Origin of the sequence: Streptomyces sp. SPB074 (assembly GCF_000154905.1) — a bacterium.
Taxonomy (GTDB): domain Bacteria; phylum Actinomycetota; class Actinomycetes; order Streptomycetales; family Streptomycetaceae; genus Streptomyces.
The window spans coordinates 3,032,949-3,057,776 of sequence record NZ_GG770539.1; the positions used below are offsets into that span (position 1 = coordinate 3,032,949).

Sequence of the window (24,828 nt, forward strand, 5' to 3'; positions counted from 1 at the left end):
CGACACCACTGGCGCCACCCACACCTTCTCCCCTTCATCGCCGCGCACGGCGGCCTCCAGTCGGACGTACCCTCTGCTGCCGCGTATCCGGCACCTCGGTCAAAGGGAACGCGAGCCGACGCTCACAGGCCCAGCGCAGGCGACGCCGCCTGCCACCCCGATTCGCCGTCTTCGAACCGGCATCGCCGATGAACGCGCCGACGCCCGAGAGGCCGTGGGTCGACCCGCTGCTGCGCGCCGAGCAGGCCCTGCTCGGGGCCGTCCTGCTCTCACCCTCCCAACTCGACCGTCTCTCCTGGCTGCATCCCGACGACTTCCACTCCCCCCACCACACCGCCTTGTTCGCCGCCGCCCAAGCCATGGCCCCCGCGAAGCCAACCGAGGCGCAGGCCGAGCCGGTCACCCTCGCCTGGCCGCAGGCGATCCTCGGCGAGGCTCAGCGGCGCGTGCGCGGGCTCTCGGCTCCGTACCTCCACGACCTGATCGCTTCCTGCCCGTACGTCGACCACGCTCCGGTCTACGGGCGCATGGTCCTCGAAGGCTCGCTCCACCGCTCTGTATTGCGCCACGCCACGGCCACACGACAAGCCGCGCGGGAGGTGCACCGCTCCGGCCTGGACACAGCACTGAGCACTGCTCTTCATCGCGTCGACGCCCTCGCCGAGCACCTCGACGCCGTGGGACGGCGGTGGGGCGCACCTCCCCGGGCCAGGGGGCACGCGCCGGCCTTCAACGACGCGGTGCACTCGCCGCTCAACCTCCCCGTCGAGCACGAACGTGACCTTCTCGCCGCACTCGAACGGGGAAGGGCCTCTGGGCTGGAGGCGATCTCCTGGCTCGAACCCGGCGACTTCGCCGCGTACGGGGATCTGTTCGCCTGCGCACGCGCTCTCGCACACCGTGGAGAGCCCGTCGACACCCTGACGTTGACGTGGGAGGCCCGTCGGCGCGACTTGCTGTCGCCCGAGAACCGCCGCCGCCTCGACGCCGTCAGCCGGGGACCGGCGGCGGGTTCGCTCGACTGGCTCGGCGAGCGCGTTCTCGCCTCCGGCCTGCTCCGGGCCATCGATCTCGCCGCCGACCGCGTGCAGAGCATGGCCGGTGATGTCCGGTACTCCCCCGCCCGGCTCGTGCACCACGGGCGCTTGGCTCTCGAAACGATCTCCTCTCCCCGCAACCGGCTGGAGCAGGCACGTACGGGACTTCCTCCCGCCGTCGGCCGGACGCGGGAAGAGCGGATCCGCGAGGTAGCCCAGCCCGGCCTCGCGCGCGCCCGCAGTCGCCCCGCTGCAACGAGCGCCGCAGCCAAGCCCTCCTCACACCCCTCAGCGCGCTCGAAGGAGGGACACGCGCGATGACCTCGCCCCTACGCGAACCGGCATTCGAACTGGCCCCACAAGACTCGACGACCAGCGCGCGCCCGGTCGGCAGCCTCTGCTCCGGCTACGGGGGCCTGGACCTGGCCGTGGAGCACTTCTTCGACGGCCAGGTCGTCTGGCACTGCGAGACCGATCCCGCGGCCTCGCGCGTCCTGGAGCGGCACTGGCCCGGGGTGCCCAACGCGGGCGACATCCGCACCGTGCCGTGGCCCGACGTTCGACCCGTGTGCGTGCTGACGGCGGGTTTCCCCTGCCAAAGACGTCTCGGTCGCCGGTCCGCGTACCGGTCTCGCCCCGTCCACCCGCTCGGGCCTGTGGCTGCACGTCGCGCGCGCCATCAAGGCCCTCCGCCCCTGCCTGGTGGTGATCGAAAACGTCCGAGGACTACTCACCTCCCCCGCCGCCCCCTCTCGCGACGTGGAACCCTGCCCGTGGTGCATGGGAGACCAGGCAGATCCTGGTCTGCGGGCACTCGGCGCCGTACTCGGCTCCTTGGCCGACCTCCGGTATGACGCTCGATGGCTCGTGCTACCCGCTTCCGCGATCGGTGCCCCGCACCGGCGTGAGCGCGTCTTCCTCGTCGCCCGGCCCAGCCCCTCTCTTCAAGACGCCGACGAGCAATCTCGGCTCGAACGGGGGGAGTCAGCACCCCGATCGCCGTCGAGCCGGGGGCCACGGACCGAACCTCCAGGACGAGGTCGAGCACCTTCTCCCGACGCCGAAGGCCAGCGACGGCCCGAAGGGCTCGCCCCGGCAGGCATACGGACGGGGCGACCCCGCCCTGCCCGGCGCGGTAGCCGCGCTCAGCTCAACGCCGAGCGACTGGAACCCTCCGTGCAGCACCAGCATCTCGGCTCCGTCCCCCCACCCGGGCCAGAGCGGCAGTGGGGCCCGTACGCCGCCGCCATCGCCCGATGGGAGGGGCTGACCCGTCCCGCGCCCGCGCCCACCGTCGAGGGCCGCCTGCGGCCCGAGTTCGTGGAGTGGATGCAGGGCCTCCCGGCGGGCTGGGTCACGCACACACCGGGGCTCGGCCGTCCGGCCGCCCTCACGCTGCTGGGCAACGGCGTCGTCCCGCAGCAGGCCCAGGAGGCTCTGCGCCTCCTCGTACCGGAGTTCGCGTGCCCGCACGGCGAGCACGCGGTGCGTTAGCGACCGTCTCTACCTCCTCCCCCACGGCATGGCCAAACCGCGGTTTCTGCGGACCCTGTGCCCACCCGAGCCGTAGGAGGAGATTTTGACCGAGGAGAACGTCGAACCTGATCCGATCCCGGACGAGGTGCGTCTGGACGACGACGAGCTGGCGGACGTCCGTTCCGCGCTCCAGCGGAAGATCGAACGGGTCTCGGGTGGCGCCGACGGGGCAGTCCCCGCCCTGGAGCCGCTTGTGGAAGGCGAGGAGGGGGGCGAGTCCTTCTTCATCCTCGCACTCGGCGGCGAGGAGTACGCGCGAGAGCTGGAGGGGCTCACCGCCTGGGTCGAGTACCTCCTGCTTCCCGTGTACGGCAGGGAGATCAGCGCCGCGCGACCGTGGTGCCCCGACTGGCGCGAGCACCCCGAGGCGGTTGCCCGGCTCCACGGGCTGTGGCTGGCCTGGCAGTCGCTCACCGACGTTGAGGCGGGCCTGACGGGGCCGGCCGTCTGGCACCGCGACCACCTTGACCACGTCATGGCGCAACTTCGTTCCCCGGAAGGACCGTTCGCGGCGTGCACCACCAACGCCGCCCGTCCAGCCCACCGTCTCCTCCCGTCCCCGGCCGACCTGGCGGACGCGTGAAGACCGACTTCTCTTTCCGCCTGGAGGGCCTCGTCCCCGACGAAGGGGCAACGCTCTTCTCCATCAAGGCCCCTCTGGAGACAGACCTCGAACCGCTCACGGAGCACCACGAGAACACCACCGATACCGGCACGACGTCGTGGTACTTGCTCCACGACACCTCAGCCGGGTGGGCCGTCGCCGGCCAACCGCCCTTGCTCTCCGCCCGGGTCGAGCGGGCGCCCGAGGCCGGCCTGTTCCGCATGGAGCACCAGCGGCACACCCTCGCTCCTCTCGCACAGGCATGGCTCATCGAACACGGCTGCCCCGGCGCCGCTGCCGTCCGGCTCGCCGACGGACTGCCCCGGCCAGGCGACCCCTTCACGGTCATCGCCGAGAACCGGCTGCGCCGGAGCCGTCTGCGGATCCTCGACCAATGGCACGGGCAGGACGAGTCCTGGGTCATGGGCATCGACAAGACCGCCCGCACGCGCCCCCTTCGAGTCTTCCTGGAGACGGCACGAGCCGACACCTACTCCCTCAAGGAGGGCGCGTTCGCGTCCACGACCACCGCACGAGCCTGGCTCCGCGGCGACCGGCGTACCCCCCTCCCGCCCCCGCCTTCGCCGGACCTGCGGGTCCGAGCAGCCCGCAGCCGCTCCTCGTACTCCTCAAGCGTCCCGGCGTACGGCGAGATTCCCGCGCCGCTCTGTGCGCCCGAGCGGGGGCGGTCGCTGTGACGGCGCGGTACGGATTCGCCGCGCACCCCGACGCGCTGCTCGACTTGCGCAGGCTGCCGGAAGGGATCCGCAATCGCGCCCTTCTGGAGCTGCAGCGCCTCGTCCACGGCGACGGCACAGCCCAGCCGCTGCGAGGCGCGCTCGACGGTGCCCACAAGGTGGTGCTCGACCCCGAGGCGCGGTGGCGGCTCGTCGTCGAGTACCGGGACACCCGCTACGACCTTCACCACGACCAGGAGGTGTTCCTGATCGCGGCGGGTCCCCGCAGGGGCTACACCGTCTACCGCGACGCCCAGCTCCGCCTCGGCCGGATCAACGACCGAGACACCCCCTCCCCGGAGCAGCTCGCCGCGGCGCGGGCTCGCTCCCCCCACGCCCTGCGCGCGCGCAACGGCCGCCAAGCCGCTGCCTCGCCGCGCACCGAGCTGCACCCCGCCGCCGCCCCCGCACGCAACCGCTGAAACGAGGAACCGTGCCAACCACCGTGAATCTGGCCGACCTTCTGGCTGAGGCCGCCGACCAGGTGGCCTCAAGTCTCACGGCCCCCTACCCGACCCCGCCCACGCGCTCCTACCTCCACCCCGTCCTCGGCCCCCTGGCGGCCGGCCCGCAGGTGGCAGCGCACCTGTCCGAGCGGCTCGACGCCCTCATCGACGCCCCGGGTCGTTCCCTCGCGGACCTCTTCGCCCTGTCCAGCCTCGCCTCGGCCCTCGGCTGGTACACCGAATCCCTCACCACCCTGATCCACGCCGTCGAAACGATCTGCGACAACACCGGTTTGCCCGAGGGCTCCCCCGACTCCCCTCCCCTCCCGGCGTCGACCGCCACCGCGCCCCCCACGCTCCCGCTCGCCTCCGTCCGGGCAGCCGCCGCCCTGTGCGACATCGCGCCCAATCGCTACGCCGGTGCACTCACCTCAGCCCTTGAGGCCGGGGCCCGGCTGGACACCGAGTGCGAAGAGATCGCCGCCGGACTACGGGAGGACGCCGAGACACTCCACAGCCCGGAGAACCTCGCGCCCGGCGGCCCCGAATCTCTGCCCCACCTCGTCCGCGCACTGCTTTCCCGAACGGAGACCGTATGAGCCCCCAGACGACGAAGCACGTGACCGACGCCGGACAGGCAATCATCAAGATCGCCCCCCGGTGGACGACCTGGGTTGTGCAGACCCTGGAGCACCACGGCCCCCTCCAGCCGGGCGCCCTGGCAAAGAACCTGCCCTTCGTCCCAAACGGCGTCCTCGCCAAGCGGCTGACACGCATGGCCGCCGACGGACTCATCGAATCCGCGGCGCCGCGCAAGCCCGTGGCCCTCACCCCCCTGGGGGCCAGCCTTCGCGACGTCCACACCGCACTCGGGGACTGGTCGCGCCAGCACGACCTGCTCGCCCCTCCCGCACCGGAAGCCGAACGCGTCGAGGACGCTCTCCACCACCTTGCGTACAAGCACCTGGCGCCCTTCCTGTACCACCTCACCTCGAACCCGGGTGCGACCATCGCTCAGCTCGCGCACGCACTTGATCTGCCCTACGTGAGCGCCCAGTACGGAGTCGTCCGGCTCTGCGCGAGTGGAATCCTCGTGGAAGACAACGGAGGTCTTCGCGCCCGAGGCAACCTCTTCGTCACCCGTGCCGGGGTGGACGCCCCTGGATTGCTCGACCAGATCACCTCGTGGAACCGGCCGAAACCTCACGACCGGATGGCAGCGGCCCCGCATCGCCCCCTCTCCCGGAAGGCACCTGCACCCGACGCACCACGACGCGAGAATGCCGTGCGAGTTCCGCCCGCAGTACCGGAGTTCAGCCACGTCGAACATGTCACCCCCTGGTCACTGCCCAGTCCACCTGCCGGTGCCCCGACACGCCGATGACCGCACCTTGGGAACGAGCCGTGGACGGAGTACGAGGTCCGTTCCGGCCGGATCGCCCCGTTCGTCCAAGCAGCATCGCTAGGGAGCGTATTCGGTTGTGATCAAGAGGCTGCTCGTGTGAGGTCCTTGATCCAGATCATCGAGGCGCGTAGGTAGAGTCCGGCGAGGTAGCTGTCGGGGGTCTTGTCGTAGCGCGTGGCGATGCCTCGCCATGCCTTGAGCTTGTTGATCAGACGCTCGACGGTGTTCCGCTCCTTGTAGAGGTCTGCGTTGTGGCTGACGGGCCGGCCGCCGTGGGAGCCCTTCTTGTTCCGGTTGGCGGCCTGGTCCTTCTTCTCCGGGATGACCGCTTTGATACGGCGTTTGCGCAGGTGGGCACGGTTGCCGCGGGACGAGTACGCCTTGTCTGCGGCGACCGCGTCCGGCCGGGTGCGGGGACGGCCGACGAGCCCGCGGACCCGTACCTTCCCCAGCACTGGGATGAACTGCGGACTGTCGGCGGCCTGCCCCTCGGTCAGGATGAACGCCAGCGGGCGGCACCTCCGGTCGCCGGCGACATAGATCTTGCTGGTCTGCCCGCCCCTGGAGCGTCCGAGCAGGGCGGCCTTCAGCCGAAGTTTGCGTCGGCGCCGGACGCGCCGTCGTTCTTCCCGCCCGGGATCGCTCCCGGCCTCCTGCCCGGTTTGTTCGTCGCAGCCGCCCCCTTCGACCTGGCCTTCTCCGCCTCGGCGGCAGCCTTCTCCAGAGCGGTGAGGACCTCCTCGTCCAGGTGCATGCCGGCCGCGTCGTGGTGGGCACGGGCGGTGGTGGAGTCGATGCTGACCAGGGACAGGTCCACCTCACCGCGCTTCGCGGCTTCCGCGATCAGGCCCTCCAGCAGGGCCTCGAAGACCCCGGCGTCACGCCACTGCCGGAAGCGGTTGTGGACGGTCGACCAGGCGCCGAACTCTGCCGGCATCTCCCGCCACTGCCCGCCCGTCTTGAACCGCCAGATCACGCCCTCGAACTGCTGCCGCAGCCGCTCGGGGTACGGGCCGTACTCGCCGATCGGCAGGTACGGCTCAATGAAATCCCACTCCGGGTCGGTCAGTTGCACTCGCGTCACGTACGACGGTCTACCGGACCAGACCGTGCCACGAAGGCACATCCCGCAGATTGATCACGACTCGATACGCTCCCTAGCGCTGGCCTCGAACTCCTCATGCCCCCGAAAAACGGCGGCTCCTGCGGACCACCGGGCTCCGGCGCTCCGCGACCGCGGGCGCGGAGCGTCCACAGCAACGTCTCGAACTGACAACCCCCAACGCGATCATCCGAGGAAAGTGGAAAACATCGTGCCGCAACGGACAGCGAAGCAGAGGACGCTGCCCCGCTTCCCGAAGGGCAAGCGGCTGACAGAAGAGGAAGCCGCCGACCTCACCCGAGCAGCGCTCGCCGTCTACCCGACCATGACCATCCGCGACATAGCCACGGAGACAGGCCGCTCCTACGGATCCATCCAGGGCCTCCTGAAAGCCAGTGGTGTCACCATGGCTCATGGCGGCAATCGACAGGACGCTGCCGGCGCCGGGCCAACCTCCGCGCCGGCAGCTCAGTTGACGCCGAGCAACTCGATCAGCTCCGCCGTGACAACCCGGTAAGAACGCCCCAGCCGCAGCACCCTGACCGGGTATGCCCCCTTCTTCGCGAGGGCATACCCGGTGGAGCGCCCGATCGCAAGGACAGCGTTCGCCTCCTCGATGCTGATCACGGCGGGCAGAGCCAGCAGATCCTTAGCGCCAACGCCCTTATCCATCACGCCTCCTTTGGTGCCCTCGTCGCACCCGGGCGCGACTTCGACGGTAACGAGCAGGGTGTACATGTAGCACAGAACTTGCGGCCGCACTTTCTCAGATCATAAAGTGCCTACATGGCACCTACCTCGTGGACTTCGCAACTGACCGCGCGCATCGCATCCGCCTTGCGCTCCGCACGCACGACGGCAGGCATGACGATGGCCGAAGTCGCGGCCGCTTGCGCGGAACGGGGCTACGAGGAGATGACCGCACAGACGATCAAGAACCTGGAGACCGGACGGAGGACGTCCCTCTCCGTCGCCGACCTCCTCGTCCTGGCCGATGTCGTGGGCGTACCCCCCGTGCTGCTCCTCTTCCCGCTCGACGGCACCGAGGCGGAGGTCGAAGTTCTTCCTCATCGCACCGCCTCCCCGTGGGACGGTCTCGCCTGGTTCACCGGCGAGGGGCGACACTCCGCCGCCCCCTCCGGTGAGCACCAGGAGGTTCTCGACCTGTACCGGGCGCACGACGACGTGCTCGCGGCGGTGGAAGCCTCCATCGCCATGGCCACTGCCCGCCGCCGCGCCGCCGAGACCGCCCTCGACCCCACGCTCGTACCGGGCTTGCAGGAACGCGCCCGGTCCTACGAAGCGCTCTCGCTTGAGGACCGCAAAGATCTGCGCGCACATCGCGACCGCATGCGCGCTCGCGGCCTGACTCCCCCGCCACTGCCTGCTGACCTCCAGCACGTCGACGAGGCCGCGCTCGCGAAGGACCAGGAGGCCACGGCGTGAAGCTCAAACGAGGAACCGTCTCCCGTCATTGCAACTGCGTGAAGCCCGGCACGGGTAAGCGGTGGGGTGCTTCCTGCCCGAAACTCACCAGCAACCGCCGCCACGGCGTCTGGCGCGTAGCACAGGTCCTCGACCCCGCGCAGGACGGCACCGTTCGGCGCTACAGGCGTACCGGGTTCGAGTCGTCGACGAAGGCCGAGGAGGAGCTGGACAAGGTCTGGGCCCTGCTGCGCATCCCCGACGAAGACGACGAGTGGGGCCGTCAGCAGGTCAGCGACGCGCTGGCGAAGTGTTCCAGGGACCGATCGCCGCTGCCCGACTTCGAAGCGACGCAGAAGCGCGTGAAGGTGGGCCAGCCCGTCGCCCTCAAGACGACCGTGGCCGAGTGGCTCGACACGTGGCTCGCGAACAAGAGGAAGCTCAAGCGCGGTGGCGCGAAGCGGTACGAGACCGATGTCCGCGTGCACCTCAAGCCGCACCTCGGAACCATTCGCCTGGATCGCCTGCGGGTGCACCACGTCACCGCGATGTTCATCGCGATGAACGAGACCAACCACGAAATCGTGGAGCAGAACACCGAGCGCCGCGCGGTCGCGGCCGAGCTGAAGGCCACGCCGAACAAGGGCGCCGAGAACAGGGCCAAGCGGCGGGCACTGCGGTTCCAGCTCGCCGACATGCCCGCGTTCCGCCGCGTCACGAATCCGAGCACGCAGGAGCACATCCGGGCGACCCTGCGCGCCGCTCTCAACGTGGCGATCTCCCAGCAGATCATGCCCGCCTTCAACCCGGCCGAGCATGTCGAGCTGGAAACCGCCCAGTCCGCGAAGGCGCTCATCTGGACCGATGAGCGCGTCGCCGAGTGGACGAGGACCGGCCAGAAGCCGAGCCCCGTCATGGTCTGGACTCCGGCCCAGGCCGCGACGTTCCTCGACTCCATATGCCACCACCGGCTCTACCTGCTGTTCCGCATCATCGCCTACCGAGGTCTTCGCCGAGGGGAAGGATGCGGGCTCCGGGACGTGGACTACTCACATACCTCGGCAACCCTCACGATCGCCACACAGCTCGTCCAGGACGGGTGGAACTTCTACGAGGACACCCCCAAGACCGACGGCAGCGTCCGCACCGTCGACATCGACAGCGAGACCAACACCGGGCTGCAGGAGCACCTCCGGCGCCGGGAAGCCGAACGCGAAGCCTGGGGAGAAGGCTGGCAGGACACCGGGCACCTCTTCACCGAAGAGGACGGCGGGCTGCTCCACCCGGGCAGGCTCTCCGACCTGTTCGACCGGCTGGTCCGGGCAGCCGGACTGCCGCCCATCCGGCTCCACGACCTGCGTCACGTCGCCGCCACCCTGATGCTCGCCGTGCACGACGACATCAAGGTCGTCTCCACCATCCTGGGCCACACGAGCACCCGGATCACGCGCGACATCTACCAGTCCGTCCTCACCGAACTCGGCCGCGACTCGGCGGAGAAGGTCGCCGCCTTCGTCCCCCACACACGCCCCGCTCAGAACGTCGAGAGCGCGCCCCCCGCAACGACGGCTTCGGCCAACGTCACCCCCATCGAGGGAGCCCGCGCGCATAAGCGTTCCGCCTAACCCCCCGTCCCTCCGCAGGCCGTCTCCCGCCCACCCAACGGGGAACGGCCTGCTGCTGTCTCCGGAACCCTCCCAGCCGGTGCGAGGCGCCGCCCCGCACCGACAGCGGGCCTCGGCACATCCCCCGACGACGAGGGCGGGCCCCCTCCCGGCACGTAGGCTGCCGCCATGCCGACCGACTCGCCCTCGCCCATGCCGTCCCCGCCGTTCCCCTCGCCCGACAACGCAGCGCTCCGCATCGTTGTCGCCAAGGCCCTCCAAGCCCTCCACAACGGCGAAGCCACGGCCGAGGAAGCCATCCTCGACGCCGCCGCCCACGGCTGGTACGAGGGCCACATCGAAGGCGAAGACACCTGCCCCGGCTGCACCTACCGCGGCAAACTGCACAAACATCAACCCCGCCCCTGAGGACAGCTTCACGCTCACGGAGCCCGCCGGCCCCCGGCGGGACCCCTCGGATGCAACCCCAGGTACAGCGCGGCGAAAGCACCGCCGAACCCGAGCGCTCTCAGCCCCTCCTGAACTTCAACGGCGAAGGTCCAGTCCGGGGCGGCGCCGACGCGGGCCTCGAAATTGGCGCGGCGGATCTCCGGCTCCAGCCGCTAGCTGCGGTCATCCCCCTGCGCGTACGAGCCGGGAGCCCGCGAACACGGGGACGCACCGCCTCTGCGCGGTCGTCCCCTTCACGTACGGGCCAAGCGTGAGACTCCTCATCCGCGTGCACGAGACCGGCGATCATCCCCTCCGCGTACGGGCCGGACGAACACCGCGACGGAGCGGAGTACGAGTTCAACGATCATCCCCTGCGCGTACGGGCCAGACCGGATCGCCCCGCGCAAGGGCTGGAGCCAGCCCGGTCATCCCTTGCGCGCACGGGCCAGACTGACGGCCCGCCGCGAGGGCCGTTTCTACATACGGTCATCCCCTGCGCGTACGGGCCAGACCGTTCGGGGAGCGTGTTGTTCAGCTCGGGGTACGGTCATCCCCTGCGCGTACGGGCCAGACAGCCCCTGGGAAGAAGCCCGCAGGCCACGTGTCGGTCATCCCCTGCGCGTACGGGCCAGACTCTCTGTTCAGTTCTCAAGGCACGAGCGCCGCCGGTCATCCCCTGCGCGTACGGGCCAGACACCCCCGCGATCCGCCGCGTCCGCGCCCCATCCGGTCATCCCCTGCGCGTACGGGCCAGACCCCCCGGCAGCCGCCATGCACTCATCGTGCGCCGGTCATCCCCTGCGCGTACGGGCCAGACGCCCGGACGGTTCCATGTGGGTCTTCGGGCAGCGGTCATCCCCTGCGCGTACGGGCCAGACGGCTTCGACGCGTTCGTCGTCGAAGCGGACGCCGGTCATCCCCTGCGCGTACGGGCCAGACTCCGAAACCGCCCAAGGCTGTGTGGAAGTCGCCGGTCATCCCCTGCGCGTACGGGCCAGACCCTTTCTGGCCTGCACGTTCAGGACGACTTTGCTTGTCCGTTATACGTGGGAGGGGATGTCGGTGGATTGCTCCGCCGAGGTGGCGCCGGGCTGGGCCGGGCGTCTTCCCGTTTCACTGGGTCCTGCTTCTCCGCCCGGGGGCGGGGAAGTCTTACGGACTCTCCACGGGCGTTTTGAGTCTCCCCCTTACCGGAGGCGACTTGTTGTGGCGTGGGTCGCGCCGCGGTGTGCCGTTCGATGTTGCGGGCCGCGTTGAGGTCGCGGTCGAGCACCAGGCCGCAGTGGGCGCAGTGGAACACCCGCTCGTTCAGCGTGAGGCTTGGGTTTCGCCATCCGCAGTCGGAGCAGGTCTTGCTGGAGGGCCACCAACGGTCCAGGACCGCGAGTTGGGAGCCGTACCAGGAAGTCTTGTAGGTGAGCTGGCGGCGGGTCTCCGCCATGGCGGTGTCGAGGATGGCCCTGTTGAGGCCGGCCTTCTGTCGGACGCTCCGGCCGGGGCGCTTCAGGGTGCCGCGCGCCGTCGCGGTCATGCCCGCGACGTGCAGGTCCTCGATGTGGATCGTGGCGTAACGGGTGGCGAGCTTCTTGGTCACCTGGTGCAGGGCGGCACGCCGACGGACCGTCACCTCGTGGTGGAGGCGTGCGACGCGGCGACGGGCCTTGTCCCGGCGCGCGGAGCCCTTCTGCTTGCGGGACAGGGCGCGTTGCGCCTGCCGCAGTCGCTTCGCGACCCGGGCCAGGTGGCGGGGGTTGGTGACGAAGTGACCCTCTCGGTCCGGGCTCTTCGGGTCCAGGGGGCGGGACAGGGCCGCGAGCATCTTGACCCCGAGGTCGACGCCGACGGTTCCCGCCGTCTGCTGTGCGCGCGTCGGCTTCTCCGGAAGATCCACCTGCACCTTGCACAGCACGGACGCGTACCAGCGGTGCCCGGACCGGGACACCGTCACCGACTGGATGCGAGCCTCTTCACGGCTGATGAGCCGCCCAAGACGGCGGGCGTTGTCGTGAAGACGGATCTCCCCGAACGCGGGCAAGCGCAGTCTGCGGTACGTGGTCAGCCGGATGCCTGGCTTCTTGACGTCGTGGTGGAGACGGAAGCTGTCGCGGGCCAGTCCGCGCTTCTTGAAGCGGGGGTAGCCGACACGGCGTCCGGCCCGCTTGCCCTTGAAGGAGTCCAGCCAGTTCTTCCACGCCGCGTCCGCGTCGAGGAACGCCGACTGGAAGACGTAGGTGTTCATCTCGTGCCACCACGGTGCGATGCCCTCAACACCTCGGCGGTCATCCCCGCGCTCGGCGACGAACCGCTTGTAGACCGTCGGCTTGGTCGGAGTGGGCACCTTCACGCGCTTGCGTGCCGTCGCCTCCTCGACGCCCGCGTCGACCAGCGCGACGACCTGAGTGCGCCAGTCCTCGTGGGCGGCCTTCTTGGCCGCCAGGGCGTAGTTGAAGGCGAGACGCGAGTTGCCGCACCAGCGCAGCAGGCGCTGTTCCTGAGCGGGGGTGGGAGCGAGCGTAAAGCGGAAGGCCCGCAAGATTTCCGTCTTCATCACTCACCCCCATCTCCAGGACATCACAAAGCCGTCACGTGCGAGCACGGGACTGCGTGCACGATGCGGTGGAAGCTACCCCACCGCACTGACAACGGAGCTACTCGGCGGCGAGCAGGGCTTCGACCGCCACTGATGTCCCGCACATCGGGCGCATCCCACGGGGCCGGGTGAGCGGCCGGGCCTGGCGGGCAAGCTGGAGGGAGTAGCGAGTCTTCGGCGATCCGCCCAAAGGCGACCGCTCGTCAAGCACGCGCCCGCAGCCAAGCGATAGCGCTGAGCCCTGAGCTGGCCTCGATTCCGAAGCGTCACCCACGTCCGGACGTTGTAGCCCCCCTCCAAAAAGGTGAGTCAGCTCCGCCAACGGCGCGAAGTACCGGCTTGCACTCTCCCTGCACGCGCTGCCACGCGTATGCCACGCGTGCCCACCTAGAGGGCAAAAACGTGGAGCCGCCGGCTCCTCCATCACCCGCTTCAACAACAAAACCCCAGGTCACGGGCTATGTGACCTGGGGGTTCATCGGAGCCGCCTTCGGGATTCGAACCCGAGACCTACGCATTACGAGTGCGTTGCTCTGGCCAACTGAGCTAAGGCGGCTGGTGTGCTGTTCCATGGTGGTGCAGCAGCCTCGGCAAGTCTACACAGTTCTTCGGGGTGGTTCCGACCAGGGCGGGTCAGTGGCAGGTGGTGCGGAGGGCCGGTGGGGTGCCGGTGAGGAGGTAGGTGGTCAGGGTGGTGTCGACGCAGGTGCTGCCCCTGTTGTACGCCGTGTGGCCGTCGCCGTCGTAGGTGAGCAGGCGGCCCGAGGTGAGCTGACCGGCCAGGGAGCGGGCCCAGCGGTAGGGGGTCGCGGGGTCCCGGGTCGTGCCGACGACGACGATCGGGGGTGCGCCGGGGGCCGTGACGCGGTGCGGGGTGCCGGTGGCGGGGTGGGGCCAGTCCGCGCACGTCAGGGACATCCAGGCGAGCGCGCGGCCGAAGACCGGGGACGCCCGCTCGAAGTCGGGCAGCGCGGCACGTACCGCCGCCGGGCCGGTGAAGGCCGGGGGCGCGTCGAGGCAGTTCACGGCGACGTTGGCGGCCATCAGGGACGAGTAGTGGCCGTTCGCGCCGCGCTCGTAATAGGCGTCGGACATGCTCAGCAGCGTCGTGCCGTCCTTCTTTTCGCCGCTCGCCTCGCCGAGCGCCTGGCGCAGCGCGGGCCAGGCCGCCTCCGTGTAGAGCGCGGCGATGACGCCGGTGGCGGCCTGCGCCTCGGTGAGCACGCGGGTGCCGTCGCCCGTGCGGAGCGGCCTCCGGTCGAGCCCCGTGAGGAAGGCGGCCAGCGCGCGGTTCGCGGCGGGAGCGGTCGCGGGGAGCGGGCAGTCCTCGTGCCGCGCGCAGTCGCGCAGGAAGGCGCGGAAGGCCGTCTCGAAGCCGGTCGTCTGGTCCAGGTTCAGGCGGCGCGCGTCGATCGACGGGTCCATCGCGCCGTCGAGGATCATGCGGCCGACGCGGCGCGGGAACAGTTCCGCATACACGGCACCGAGGTACGTACCGTACGAGGCGCCCGCGTAGTCGAGCCTCCGCTCGCCGAGCGCCGCACGCACGATGTCCAGGTCTCGGGCGGCCTCGGGCGTCGAGACGTGGCCGAGCAGCGCTCCCGTACGGGTGCGGCAGGCTTCGGCGAAGCGGTGGAAGGAGCGGCGCAGGGCGGCCGTTTCGGCCGCGTCGTCGGGCGTGATGTCGGTGGCGGCCCAGCGGTCCATGGCCGGTCCGTCGAGGCAGCGCACCGGCGCGCTGTGCCCGACGCCGCGCGGGTCCACACCCACCAGGTCGTACCGCTCCCGGACCGCCGCGGGGTAGTGCGCGCCCGCGTATCCCGTCAGGAAGTCCACCGCCGAGCCGCCGGGGCCGCCGGGGTTGAGGAGGAGGGAGCCGAGGCGCTTGCCCGGGCCGGTCGCGGGTTTACGCGCGACGGAGAGCGCGATGTCGGCGCCGTCGGGGTCCGCGTAGTCGCGGGGCACGCGGACGGTCGCGCAGGAGAAGCCGCGTTCGCGAGCGACGGCGGCGGCCCGCGCGGAGGCCGGGCGCGAGGTGGGGGCAGGCGCGGCGGTGGGAGCAGGGGCCAGGGCAGGCCCGGCGGTAGGGGCAGGCGCGGCGGAGGAGGCGGAGGCGGGCTTGCCGCACGGGTGCCAGTCGAGGTGCTGGCTGTAGTACGGGGCGAGGCGCGCCGCGTCCGGGGGCTCCGCCGCCCCCGCCGTCCCGCCTGCGGCCAGGGCGAGCGCGAGGGCCGAGGCGGCCCCGGCGCTCCACCACGCGCGGGAGGGGAGGTACGTGCGGCGGGGCGGGAGGCTCATTCGGCAAGCTTAACGGTGCGCGACGGCATGACTACTATCCGCACTCATCGGGGCCCGGTGACCCGTCGCCGCGACCGGCCTCGTCCGCCCGTGCCTCAGCCCGCGACAGGGCTCGTCCGCCCCCTCAGCCCGAAACCGGTCCTCGCCCCCCGCCTCAGCCCGCCCGGAGTGCCATCGCCATCGACTCCACCGCGAGCAGCGGCGCCACGTTCCTGGCGAGGGCCTCGCGGCAGGCGCCGATGGCCTCCATGCGGCGCAGCGTCGATTCGGGACGGCTGTCCCGGGCGACGCGCTCGACGGAGTCCCGTACGTCCTCGTTGGCGATCTCCGCGCCCGCGCCGAACTGGAGGGCGAGCACGTCCCGGTAGAAACCGGTGAGGTCGAGCAGCGCGAGATCGAGGCTGTCGCGCTGGGTACGGGTCGAGCGGCGCTTCTGCCGGTCCTGCAACTCCTTCATCGCCCCTGCCGTGCCGCGCGGGAGCCGGCCGCCTGCCTGCGCGCCGAGCGCGGCCCGCAGTTCCTCCGTCTCCTTCTCGTCGGTCACCTCCGCGACCTCCTTGGCGTCGTCCCCGGCCGCGTCGATGAGTTCCTGCGCGGCCCGCAGTCCGGCGCCGACGTCCCCGAGCCGCACCGGCAGCTTGAGCACCGCCGCCCGGCGGGCCCGGGCCCGTTCGTCGGTCGCGAGCCGCCGCGCGCGGTCGATGTGGCCCTGGGTGGCGCGCGCGACGGACGCGGCGAGGGCCGGGTCGACCCCGTCCCTGCGGACGAGGAGGTCCGCGACGGCCTCGACCGGTGGCGTCCGCAGGCTCAGGTGCCGGCAGCGGGAACGGATGGTCGGCAGGACGTCCTCCAGCGAGGGCGCGCACAGCAGCCAGACCGTACGGGGCGCGGGCTCCTCCACGGCCTTGAGCAGCACGTTCCCCGCGCCCTCGGTGAGGCGGTCGGCGTCCTCCAGGACGATGACCTGCCAGCGGCCGGTGGCGGGCGAGAGCTGCGCGCGCCGGACGAGGTCACGCGTCTCCTTCACGCCGATGGAGAGGAGGTCGGTGCGGACGAACTCGACATCGGCGTGGGTCCCGATGAGCGCCGTGTGACAGCCCTCGCAGAAGCCGCAACCGGGCTCACCGCCCAGCGCGCGGTCCGGGCTGACGCACTGGAGCGCGGCGGCGAAGGCCCGTGCCGCCTCGGCCCGTCCGGAGCCGGGGGGGCCGGTGAAGAGCCAGGCGTGGGTCATCCGCGAGCCCGCCGCCGCCTGCCCGCCCCCGGCAACGGTCGTGACCAGCGCGTCGGCGTCCTTCGCCGCGGCGGCGAGCTGAGCGCTCACCCGCTCCTGGCCCACCAGGTCGTCCCAGACCGCCATCGGTCACCGCACCTTTCGTCGTACCTCGCCCTCCATTGTGGGCGAAGGGTGTGACAGGCGAGGGGTGGGTGGGGGGTACGCGGGGGGGTGCGGGGGGGGTGGCGCGGCTGTGGGCCGGGGGTCGGGGCGATGTGGCGGGCCGGGAGCGGGGGCTGCGGGGGCCGGGCCGCGCGCAGGCGGCCCGGCCGGCTCCCGGCCCGGCCCCTCGCGTGTCAGTCCCTGCGCCCGCGCCCGCCCCAGCCACGACGCTTGCGCTCCTTCTCCCCCGAGCCCGCGCCCGAACCGGAACCCGTCCCGGCGCCGGGGTTCGTCCCGGAGCCGGACCCGTCCCCCGGCCGCTCCCGGGGCTCGTAGCGCGCCCCGAGGAGTTCGTCCGCGAGGGTCGGCAGGTCGTCGAGCGGGGTCTCCTCGGCCCAGGCGGGGCGGGGACGGCGGCGGGGGGCGCCGGTCTCGTCCACCTGGGGCAGCTCCCGCGTACGGTCGTCGGGGCCGAGCCCGGCGGGGGGCGGGCCCGGGCGCTCGTCGCGGAAGAAGCCGGGCGGTACGCGGTCGGCGGGGCTGTCCGCGGGCGCCTGCGCGGCACCGTCGCCGGGAGCGGCGGACCCGGGTTCCCGGTACTGCGGCAGCACGGCGGTCTCGTCCTCGGCGGCCGAGTCCCCCGCCGCCTCGCGCCCGGCGGCCGGGGACTCGCGGTACTGGGGGAGCACGGTCGTCTCGTCCTCGGTGCCGTCCCGCTGCTCCCGGTACTGCGGCAGGACCGTCGTCTCGTCCTCGGCGCCCGGCCGGACGACGGGCGTGGAGACCGTGGTGTCCTGGTCTCCCGCCGCGAAGCCGGCGCCCGGACGCGCGGCGTCCTCCTGCTCACGTCCGGCCCCGGCGGACCGGTCACGTCCCGCCCCGGCGCCCTCGTCCTCGCGTCCCGCCCCGGCGGACTCGTCCTGTCCCGCCTCCGGCTTGTGGAAGCTGACGACCGGTGTGCGCAGCGTCGTCTCGTTGTCGGGCACGGACGTCTCGGCGGAACGGCGCGCCTCCCGCTCGGCCGCCTCACGCTCCGCCCGCTCAGCGGCATCCCGCTCGGCCGCCTCCCGCTCCGCGGCCTCCCGCGCCTCACGCTCGGCCCGCTCTGCGGCCTCCCGCTCCGCGCGTTCCTCCTCCTCCCGGGCCTCCTCGGCCTCGCGTGCCGCCCGCTCCGCCGCCTCCTGCTCCGCCGCGAGCTTGCGGGCCCGCTCGGCGCGCAGCAGTGCCTCCTCGGCCTTGCGCTGCTTCTCGACGCGGCGCTGCTCGGCCTCCTCGCGCAGCCGCTTCTCCTCGGCGGCCTGCTTGCGGAGGCGTTCCTGCTCGGCCTCGCGGGCCGCCTCCTCCGCCTCGCGCTTGCGCTGCTCCTCCTCGGCACGGCGGCGCTCCTCCTCCTCGCGCTGGCGGGCCTCCTCCTCGCGGCGCAGCTCCTCCTGCCGCCGGGCCTCCTCCAGCTCGCGGCGCTTGCGCTCCTCCTGCTCGGCACGGAGCTTCGCGAGCTGTTCCTGCCGCTCGCGCTCCTGGCGCTCCTCCTCCGCCTTGCGCGCGGCCTCGGCCTCGGCCTTGCGCCTGGCCTCCTCCTCGGCGGCCTTCCGCGCCTCCTCCTGGGCCTTGATCTCGGCCTCGGAGAGCGGAAGGAGCTGGTCGAGGCGGTGCCGCACGGTCCGCGTGACGGACTCCGGCTCCTGCGCCCCGTCCACCACGAGGTACCGCTCCGGCGCGGCGGCGGCGAGGGTGAGGAAACCGGTCCGTACCCGCGCGTGGAACTCGGCGGGCTCGGACTCCAGGCGGTCCGGGGCCTCGGTGAAGCGTTCGCGCGCGGCCTCGGGGGCGACGTCGAGCAGCACCGTCAGGTGCGGGACGAGGCCGCCGGTCGCCCAGCGGGAGATGCGCGCGATCTCGACGGGCGAGAGGTCGCGGCCCGCGCCCTGGTAGGCGACGGAGGAGTCGATGTACCGGTCGGTGATGACGACCGCGCCGCGTTCGAGGGCGGGTCGTACGACGGTGTCGACGTGCTCGGCGCGGTCAGCCGCGTACAGCAGTGCCTCGGCGCGGTGCGAGAGCCCGGCGCTGGAGACGTCGAGGAGGATCGAGCGGAGCCGCTTGCCGACCGGGGTGGCGCCCGGCTCGCGGGTGAGGACGACCTCGTGGCCCTTGCCCCTGATCCACTCGGCGAGCGCCTCGGCCTGCGTGGACTTCCCGGCGCCGTCGCCGCCCTCCAGGGCGAGGAAGAAGCCGTTCGTCGCGGGCGCCTGCACCGGCTCGCCGCCGCGCAGGGCCTCCCGCAGGTCCCGGCGGAGCGGGACTCCGCTGCGGTCGTCGGTCTTGGCGAGGACGAGCGCGGCGACGGGCAGGAGGAGCGCGCCGACGAGCATCAGGGTGTACGAGGCGCCGGCGTGGTCGAAGGTGAACTTGCCATTCTCCACGCGGTGCGGGCCGATGAAGGCGGCGGCGACCGGCGCGGCGACGGCGGCGAGCGCGGCGGTCACGCGGGCCACGGTCTGGAGGTGCTGGCCCGCGCGGTCGCGGCGCCCTTCCTCGCTCTCCTGGTCGAGCAGCGTGTGCGCCGTGTGCGCGGAGACACCGGCGGCGAGACCGGCGAGCAGCAGGAGCAGCAGGACGGTGGTGATGTCGGGGACGAGCCCGGCGAGGAGCAGCGCGAGCACGAAGAGGCCGTAGGCGACCGGGCCGCCCCCGAGGTCGCGCGCGTGCAGCACCGCGACGCCGACGGCGGCGGCGACGGCACCGGCGACCGCCGCGCCCGCGCCGACGAGGGCGGGCACCGCGCCCGTACGGCCCTTGTCGCGTCCGCCCTCGGCGCCGGCGCGCGGGCGGCGCAGGCCCTCCAGCGGGGAGCGCGGGCGGGGTGTGCGCCCGCCGGGCAGTTCGAGCGCGGAGACGACGGAGAGCGAGGCGGCGAAGAGCCCGGCGGCGACGTACGAGGCGAGCGCGGCCTGGTGGAGCGCGAACCAGTCGAGACCGGCGCCGAGCAGGTTCCCCACGAGGGTGACGGCGACGAGGGCGAGCGCGGCGGCCGGGATCGCCAAGAACGTCGTACGGACCGACAGCGTGCGCAGCGCGCGCAGGTGGTCGGGCAGGGGACGCACCGCGTCGCCCTCGACCGGTGGCGCGGGCAGCAGCGCGGGCGCCGCGCTCTCGCGGCACACCGTCCACAGCCGCTCCGCGAGACCGGCGACGAACACGGTGACGAGGAGCAGCGCGAGCGCGTTGTCCGGCGTCCAGTCGATCCACAGCGGGGCCACGATGAGCAGCGCGGCCCGTACCCCGTCGGCGCCGGTCATCGTCCAGCGCCGGTCGAGCGGGCCCTCGGGCGCGGTGAGCGCGGTCAGCGGGCCGAGCAGGACCGCGCCGAAGAGCAGCGTGGCGACGAGGCGCGCGCCGACGACGGCCGCGACCGCGAGGGCCGCGCCGCGGTAGCCGCCGCCGAAGGAGTCCTGGAGGACGGCGGACTGGAGCACGAGCACGACGAGGACGAGCAGCGCGAGGACGTCGCCGACGCCGCCGACGAACTGGGCGCTCCACAGCCGCTTGAGGGGCTGCGAACGCAACAGCGCGCGGACGGCGCGCTCGCGGGAGTCCGCGACCAGGGCGCTGTCCGAGGTCGCGCGGTCCGGCGTCGCGTTCTCCGGGCTCGCGCCGCCTGACGTCGCGTGGTCTGAGGTCCGGGCGGCGACCGCCTCCTGCTCGGCTCGCATCATTCGCCCAGCCTATCGGCCGGGTCGGACATTCCGTGGCCGCGCCCGAACATACGTCCCCTCACCCGCACGCCTTCTTCCTTCCGCGTTCAGCCGGCTGCCGCCGGGTTCCGTGCTCGGCCCGACTTCGGTTGCGCGGGGCGGCGTTCCGCCCCGTGCCGTGCCCGTACCCACTCCGTCACGGGCAAACAACCCTCTTCCGGGCTCGACGCCGACCGCGCTTCGGTGACCGGAGAATGCCCGCGCCGCAGGTGCCCGGTTGTTGACACGACGCGCGCGGGGACAACCGTTCACCGAAATGTGTGCACAGTCGTTCACCGAATCCACGCACAATTGTTCACCGGTTTCGGCGCACAGTTGTTCACCAGGCTCGGTGGACGCTCGTTCACCGGGCGGGGTACACACTCGTTCACCGGATTGGGCGCACGCTCGTTCACCAGGTCTGACACACGCTCGGATGCGAGGCTCGGCGCGGACTCGGACACCGAAACCCGCGCGCACAATCGTTCATCGCCCGCCCCAAGCCGCAGCCCCAAGCCCTCGGCCGCAGCCCACTCTCCCGACCGCAGCCCCGGCCCCCATACCCAGCCCCATCCCCACCGCCCATACCGCTGCGTCGCCCCACACGTCGTGGGCACAGACCGAGGGCCGGGCAGCGTCTTCGCCGCCCGGCCCTCACCGCTTCTCAGCACCGGTTCACCCCGCGAGGCTCACTCGCCGTCGTCCCCAGCGCCTCCGGCCGAGGCCGACCGCGCCCCCGCCGCCGTCTTCTTCGCGGCGGCACCGGCCGTCGTCTTCTTCGCGGTGGTCTTCTTCGCGGTGGTCTTCTTCGCCGCCGTCTTCTTGGCAGCCGTCTTCTTCGCGGCGCCCGCCGCGGCCGTCTTCGTGGCGGTCTTCTTCGCGGGCGCCTTCTTCGCCGCCTTCTTGGCGGTTTTCTTCGCCGGGCCCTTCGCGCGCTTCTCCGCCAGCAGCTCGTAGCCGCGCTCCGGCGTCAGCTCCTCGACGCTGTCGGAGGCCCGCAGCGTCGCGTTGGTCTCGCCGTCGGTCACGTACGCGCCGAACCTGCCGTCCTTGACGACGACGGGCTTGCCGCTCACCGGGTCCTCGCCCAGCTCCTTGAGCGGCGGCTTCGCGGCGGCGCGCCCGCGCTGCTTGGGCTGCGCGTAGATCGCGAGGGCCTCTTCGAGGGTGATGCCGAAGATCTGGTCCTCGGTCTGGAGCGACCGCGAGTCCGTGCCGCGCTTGAGGTACGGGCCGTAGCGGCCGTTCTGCGCGGTGATCTCCACGCCCTCCGGGTCGGTACCGACGACGCGCGGCAGCGACATGAGCAGGAGCGCGTCGTCCAGCGTGACCGTGTCGAGGGTCATCGACTTGAAGAGCGAGGCGGTCCGCGGCTTGACCGCGTTCTTGCCGGTCTTCGGCGTGCCCTCGGGCAGGATCTCCGTCACGTAGGGGCCGTAGCGGCCGTTCTTCGCGACGATCTCGCGGCCCGTCTCCGGGTCGGTGCCCAGCTCGAAGTCGCCGCTCGGCTTCGCGAGCTGCTCCTCGGCGAACTCGACGGTCAGCTCGTCGGGCGCGAGGTCGCTCGGGATGTCGGCGTGCTGGTACTCCTCGGTGCCCTTCTCGCCGCGCTCGACGTAGGGCCCGTACCGCCCGACGCGCAGCACGATGCCGTCGCCGACGGGGAAGGACGAGATCTCGCGCGCGTCGATCGCGCCGAGGTCGGTGACGAGCTCCTTGAGCCCGCCGAGGTGGTCCCCGTCACCGTTGCCGGCGGCAGCGGCGGCACCCTCGCCCGCGCCGTCGCCCTCACCGAAGTAGAAGCGCCGCAGCCACGGCACCGCCTGCGCCTCGCCGCGCGCGATGCGGTCGAGGTCGTCCTCCATCTTCGCCGTGAAGTCGTAGTCCACGAGGCGCCCGAAGTGGCGCTCCAGGAGGTTGACGACGGCGAAGGAGAGGAAGGACGGGACGAGCGCGGTGCCCTTCTTGAAGACGTAGCCGCGGTCGAGGATCGTGCCGAGGATCGAGGCGTACGTGGAGGGGCGGCCGATCTCGCGCTCCTCCAGCTCCTTGACCAGGCTGGCCTCGGTGTAGCGGGCGGGCGGCTTGGTGGCGTGCCCGTCGGCCGTCAGCTCCTCGGCGCTCAGCGGGTCGCCCTCGGCGACCTGCGGGAGGCGCCGCTCGCGGTCGTCCAGCTCCGCGTTCGGGTCGTCGGCGCCCTCGACGTACGCCTTGAGGAAGCCGTGGAAGGTGATCGTCTTGCCGGAGGCGGAGAACTCGGCGTCGCGGCCGTCGCTCGCCGTGCCGCCGAGGCGGACGGTGACGCTGTTGCCGGTCGCGTCCTTCATCTGCGAGGCGACCGTGCGCTTCCAGATCAGCTCGTAGAGCCGGAACTGGTCGCCGCTCAGGCCGGTCTCGGCGGGCGTGCGGAAACGATCGCCCGAGGGGCGGATCGCCTCGTGCGCCTCCTGCGCGTTCTTGACCTTCCCGGCGTACGTACGCGGCTTCTCCGGGAGGTAGTCGGCGCCGTACAACTGCGTGACCTGGGCGCGCGCGGCGGAGATCGCCGTGTCGGAGAGCGTCGTGGAGTCCGTACGCATGTAGGTGATGAAGCCGTTCTCGTACAGCTTCTGCGCGACCTGCATCGTCGCCTTCGCGCCGAAGCCGAGCTTACGGCTCGCCTCCTGCTGGAGGGTCGTGGTGCGGAAGGGCGCGTACGGGGAGCGGCGGTACGGCTTCGACTCGACGGAGCGCACGGCGAAGCGCGCCTCGGCGAGGGCGCTCGCGAGGGTGCGCGCGGCCTGCTCGTCGAGGTGGAGGACGTCCGACTTGAGCCGGCCGCTCGCGTCGAAGTCGCGGCCCTGCGCGACGCGCTTGCCGTCCACGCTGTTCAGCCGCGCGACGACGGTGGACGGGTCGCTCGCGTCCCCGGTGCGGCCGGTGCCGAAGGTACCGGTCAGGTCCCAGTACGCGGCCGAACGGAACGCGATGCGCTCGCGCTCCCGCTCGACGACGAGCCGCGTGGCGACGGACTGGACACGCCCGGCCGACAGGCCCGACATGACCTTCTTCCACAGCACCGGCGAGACCTCGTAGCCGTAGAGGCGGTCGAGGATGCGGCGGGTCTCCTGGGCGTCCACGAGCTTCTGGTTCAGCTCGCGCGGGTTGGCGACGGCCGCGCGGATCGCGTCCTTGGTGATCTCGTGGAAGACCATCCGGTGGACGGGGATCTTCGGCTTGAGGACCTCCTGGAGGTGCCAGGCGATCGCCTCGCCCTCCCGGTCCTCATCGGTGGCGAGGAAGAGTTCGTCGGACTCGCGCAGCAGGTCCTTGAGCTTCTTGACCTGCGACTTCTTGTCCGCGTTGACGACGTAGACGGGCTGGAAGTCGTGCTCCACGTCGACCCCGAGGCGACGCGTCTCGCCGGAGTACTTCTCCGGGACCTCGGCGGCACCACTGGGGAGGTCGCGGATGTGCCCGACACTCGCTTCGACGATGTAGCCGGGGCCCAGGTAGCCCTTGATCGTCTTCGCCTTCGCGGGCGACTCGACGATGACGAGTCGGCGACCGCCGTTCGCGGTCTCGCTGGTCGGGGACAACGTGGCTCTTCTCTCCGGTCGAGGCTCAAGGTCCGCGGGACGTGGACACGTGCCCGGGGCCGGGCCGCAGGGGGCCCGACGCCTCCCACACTCCTGCGGGTGGGTGACTGCTGACGCTGCGGAGTGTGACGGTACCTCCCGCCCCCGTGTCAAACGGGAAAAGCCCGCAACGGCCACTCGAACGGTAACCCGACTACCGCCATTCCTGCCGCCCGGACCGGCTACCCGCCGCTGCGCACGGCGCGCGGCGCGACCGGCCGCCCGTGCTCCGCCGCAGGTCGGAGGGGGTGCGAGCGCCTCTGGCGGTACGGGCCAGGGCCCTCCTCACGAGCGAGCCGCCGCCCGGACCACCCGCCCCGCCGCTCCGCTCGCCCCGGCCGCCGCCCGCTCTACGACAACGGCGGTACGCCCGTCCCGCGCCCCCGCCGCCTCAGATCCGCCCGAAGCACCAGAGCCCGAGCCCGAGACTGCCCGCCGCGCCCAGCAGCGCCAGTGCGGCGGCCGTCCCCGCCCTGACCCCCTCGGCCACCGGCGCGCCGAGGGCGAGTCGCACACAGGTCCACACGAGCAGACGGCCCCCGAAGAGCAGGAACACCACCCCGGCGAAGACCGCCGGAAGGTTCTCCGTGACCGCATCGACCCCGTCCATCCGGGCCCCCGCCTCCCCGGCGCCGTCCCCGGCACCACCACGGGCCGGTCCGGTCCCGGCCCCTCCACTGCGGGAAGGCTGGCACCGGGGCACTTCGTCCACACAAACCCCAGGTGAACTCGGGGACGCCGGGGGACGACGGGGGGAGGGGACGACCGGCGGGGGCGCGGGCGACGGGCGGTGCGGGAGCGAGCGGGGCGAGGGCGCGGCGCAGGTGGGGGCGGGGCGAGGACAGAGGTGGGGGCTCCCCGT

18 protein-coding genes, 1 tRNA gene, 3 pseudogenes and 1 CRISPR repeat array are annotated in these 24,828 nt (G+C 72.1%); of the genes and pseudogenes, 13 read left to right on the forward strand and 9 right to left on the reverse strand.

What is annotated here, in order from left to right; genetic code table 11:
- Positions 1 to 188: 188 nt before the first annotated feature.
- From SSBG_RS12465 to SSBG_RS12495, 9 genes and pseudogenes are all read left to right on the forward strand, one after another.
- The gene (locus tag SSBG_RS12465) at positions 189 to 1,358 is read left to right on the forward strand and encodes a DnaB-like helicase N-terminal domain-containing protein (RefSeq protein ID WP_037869612.1); all 1,170 of its coding nucleotides are present in this window, start codon (positions 189 to 191) and stop codon (positions 1,356 to 1,358) included.
- A pseudogene (locus tag SSBG_RS36120) lies at positions 1,355 to 1,567 on the forward strand (hypothetical protein); the annotation flags it as partial. The gene SSBG_RS12465 and the pseudogene SSBG_RS36120, both read left to right, overlap by 4 nt.
- Positions 1,568 to 1,688: 121 nt before the next feature.
- A pseudogene (locus tag SSBG_RS36125) lies at positions 1,689 to 1,904 on the forward strand (C-5 cytosine-specific DNA methylase); the annotation flags it as partial.
- Positions 1,905 to 2,213: 309 nt separating this feature from the next.
- Positions 2,214 to 2,531: a hypothetical protein gene (locus SSBG_RS33675; RefSeq protein WP_234010505.1), complete on the forward strand. Its 318-nt coding sequence runs from the start codon at positions 2,214 to 2,216 to the stop codon at positions 2,529 to 2,531.
- 85 nt (positions 2,532 to 2,616) lie between these two features.
- A complete protein-coding gene (locus SSBG_RS12475; protein ID WP_008746493.1) occupies positions 2,617 to 3,156 on the forward strand; it encodes a DUF4913 domain-containing protein in 540 nt (179 codons plus the stop codon).
- The gene (locus SSBG_RS12480; RefSeq protein ID WP_037869614.1) at positions 3,153 to 3,875 is read left to right on the forward strand and encodes a hypothetical protein; all 723 of its coding nucleotides are present in this window, start codon (positions 3,153 to 3,155) and stop codon (positions 3,873 to 3,875) included. The genes SSBG_RS12475 and SSBG_RS12480 overlap by 4 nt, the downstream gene beginning before the upstream one ends.
- On the forward strand, positions 3,872 to 4,336 hold the full coding sequence (locus tag SSBG_RS12485) for a hypothetical protein (RefSeq protein ID WP_008746495.1): 465 nt from the start codon (positions 3,872 to 3,874) through the stop codon (positions 4,334 to 4,336). The genes SSBG_RS12480 and SSBG_RS12485 overlap by 4 nt, the downstream gene beginning before the upstream one ends.
- A gap of 11 nt (positions 4,337 to 4,347) precedes the next feature.
- Complete coding sequence (locus SSBG_RS12490) at positions 4,348 to 4,959, forward strand: hypothetical protein (RefSeq protein WP_106429333.1); 612 nt, start codon at positions 4,348 to 4,350, stop codon at positions 4,957 to 4,959.
- Complete coding sequence (locus SSBG_RS12495; protein ID WP_008746497.1) at positions 4,956 to 5,744, forward strand: winged helix-turn-helix transcriptional regulator; 789 nt, start codon at positions 4,956 to 4,958, stop codon at positions 5,742 to 5,744. The genes SSBG_RS12490 and SSBG_RS12495 overlap by 4 nt, the downstream gene beginning before the upstream one ends.
- A 101-nt stretch (positions 5,745 to 5,845) precedes the next feature.
- Here the strand turns inward: SSBG_RS12495 and SSBG_RS31045 are convergent.
- Positions 5,846 to 6,849: pseudogene (locus SSBG_RS31045) on the reverse strand (IS5 family transposase).
- Here SSBG_RS31045 and SSBG_RS36130 point away from each other — a divergent pair.
- A complete protein-coding gene (locus tag SSBG_RS36130; RefSeq protein WP_420790271.1) occupies positions 6,809 to 7,384 on the forward strand; it encodes a helix-turn-helix domain-containing protein in 576 nt (191 codons plus the stop codon). The pseudogene SSBG_RS31045 and the gene SSBG_RS36130 overlap by 41 nt on opposite strands.
- On the opposite strand, the gene SSBG_RS12510 is transcribed toward SSBG_RS36130, so the two are convergent.
- On the reverse strand, positions 7,336 to 7,605 hold the full coding sequence (locus SSBG_RS12510; RefSeq protein ID WP_324603509.1) for a hypothetical protein: 270 nt from the start codon (positions 7,603 to 7,605) through the stop codon (positions 7,336 to 7,338). The genes SSBG_RS36130 and SSBG_RS12510 overlap by 49 nt on opposite strands.
- Positions 7,606 to 7,653: 48 nt before the next feature.
- On the opposite strand from SSBG_RS12510, the gene SSBG_RS12515 reads away from it, so the two are divergent.
- From SSBG_RS12515 to SSBG_RS12525, 3 genes are all read left to right on the forward strand, one after another.
- Entirely contained in the window at positions 7,654 to 8,313 is a 660-nt protein-coding gene (locus SSBG_RS12515) for a helix-turn-helix domain-containing protein (protein WP_008746500.1), read from the forward strand.
- Positions 8,310 to 9,917, forward strand: a complete 1,608-nt coding sequence (locus SSBG_RS12520; RefSeq protein WP_008746501.1) for a site-specific integrase — start codon at positions 8,310 to 8,312, stop codon at positions 9,915 to 9,917. Before SSBG_RS12515 ends, SSBG_RS12520 begins: the two co-directional genes overlap by 4 nt.
- Before the next feature lie 168 nt (positions 9,918 to 10,085).
- Positions 10,086 to 10,325 carry a hypothetical protein gene (locus SSBG_RS12525; protein WP_008746502.1) on the forward strand — a complete coding sequence of 80 codons (240 nt, stop codon included), beginning with the start codon at positions 10,086 to 10,088 and terminating at the stop codon, positions 10,323 to 10,325.
- 263 nt (positions 10,326 to 10,588) lie between these two features.
- Positions 10,589 to 11,349: direct repeats of the CRISPR family, unit length 29 nt; unit sequence CGGTCATCCCCTGCGCGTACGGGCCAGAC.
- A gap of 18 nt (positions 11,350 to 11,367) precedes the next feature.
- On the opposite strand, the gene SSBG_RS12530 is transcribed toward SSBG_RS12525, so the two are convergent.
- The 7 genes from SSBG_RS12530 to SSBG_RS12560 all read right to left on the reverse strand — a co-directional run bounded on the left by SSBG_RS12530 (position 11,368) and on the right by SSBG_RS12560 (position 24,576).
- Positions 11,368 to 12,897: an RNA-guided endonuclease InsQ/TnpB family protein gene (locus SSBG_RS12530; RefSeq protein ID WP_008746506.1), complete on the reverse strand. Its 1,530-nt coding sequence runs from the start codon at positions 12,895 to 12,897 to the stop codon at positions 11,368 to 11,370.
- Positions 12,898 to 13,421: 524 nt separating this feature from the next.
- Positions 13,422 to 13,495: transfer RNA gene (locus tag SSBG_RS12535), tRNA-Thr, on the reverse strand.
- A gap of 77 nt (positions 13,496 to 13,572) precedes the next feature.
- The gene (locus SSBG_RS12540; RefSeq protein WP_008746507.1) at positions 13,573 to 15,237 is read right to left on the reverse strand and encodes an alpha/beta hydrolase; all 1,665 of its coding nucleotides are present in this window, start codon (positions 15,235 to 15,237) and stop codon (positions 13,573 to 13,575) included.
- Between the two features lie 154 nt (positions 15,238 to 15,391).
- Positions 15,392 to 16,597, reverse strand: a complete 1,206-nt coding sequence (locus tag SSBG_RS12545) for a DNA polymerase III subunit delta' (RefSeq protein ID WP_008746508.1) — start codon at positions 16,595 to 16,597, stop codon at positions 15,392 to 15,394.
- Positions 16,598 to 16,809: 212 nt separating this feature from the next.
- A complete protein-coding gene (gene tmk, locus SSBG_RS12550) occupies positions 16,810 to 20,328 on the reverse strand; it encodes a dTMP kinase (protein WP_008746509.1) in 3,519 nt (1,172 codons plus the stop codon).
- Between the two features lie 710 nt (positions 20,329 to 21,038).
- Entirely contained in the window at positions 21,039 to 23,927 is a 2,889-nt protein-coding gene (topA, locus tag SSBG_RS12555; RefSeq protein ID WP_008746511.1) for a type I DNA topoisomerase, read from the reverse strand.
- 430 nt (positions 23,928 to 24,357) lie between these two features.
- Complete coding sequence (locus SSBG_RS12560; RefSeq protein WP_037869617.1) at positions 24,358 to 24,576, reverse strand: hypothetical protein; 219 nt, start codon at positions 24,574 to 24,576, stop codon at positions 24,358 to 24,360.
- Between the last annotated feature and the right edge of the window lie 252 nt (positions 24,577 to 24,828).

Coding starts and splice junctions, on each gene's coding strand:
- SSBG_RS12465 (WP_037869612.1), top strand. CDS start 189: ATGAACGCGCCGACGCCCGAGAGGCCGTGGGTCGACCCGCTGCTGCGC.
- SSBG_RS12495 (WP_008746497.1), top strand. CDS start 4,956: ATGAGCCCCCAGACGACGAAGCACGTGACCGACGCCGGACAGGCAATC.
- SSBG_RS36130 (WP_420790271.1), top strand. CDS start 6,809: ATGAAATCCCACTCCGGGTCGGTCAGTTGCACTCGCGTCACGTACGAC.
- SSBG_RS12510 (WP_324603509.1), bottom strand. CDS start 7,605: ATGTACACCCTGCTCGTTACCGTCGAAGTCGCGCCCGGGTGCGACGAG.
- SSBG_RS12515 (WP_008746500.1), top strand. CDS start 7,654: ATGGCACCTACCTCGTGGACTTCGCAACTGACCGCGCGCATCGCATCC.
- SSBG_RS12525 (WP_008746502.1), top strand. CDS start 10,086: ATGCCGACCGACTCGCCCTCGCCCATGCCGTCCCCGCCGTTCCCCTCG.
- SSBG_RS12530 (WP_008746506.1), bottom strand. CDS start 12,897: ATGAAGACGGAAATCTTGCGGGCCTTCCGCTTTACGCTCGCTCCCACC.
- SSBG_RS12540 (WP_008746507.1), bottom strand. CDS start 15,237: ATGAGCCTCCCGCCCCGCCGCACGTACCTCCCCTCCCGCGCGTGGTGG.
- SSBG_RS12545 (WP_008746508.1), bottom strand. CDS start 16,597: ATGGCGGTCTGGGACGACCTGGTGGGCCAGGAGCGGGTGAGCGCTCAG.
- tmk (WP_008746509.1), bottom strand. CDS start 20,328: ATGCGAGCCGAGCAGGAGGCGGTCGCCGCCCGGACCTCAGACCACGCG.
- SSBG_RS12560 (WP_037869617.1), bottom strand. CDS start 24,576: ATGGACGGGGTCGATGCGGTCACGGAGAACCTTCCGGCGGTCTTCGCC.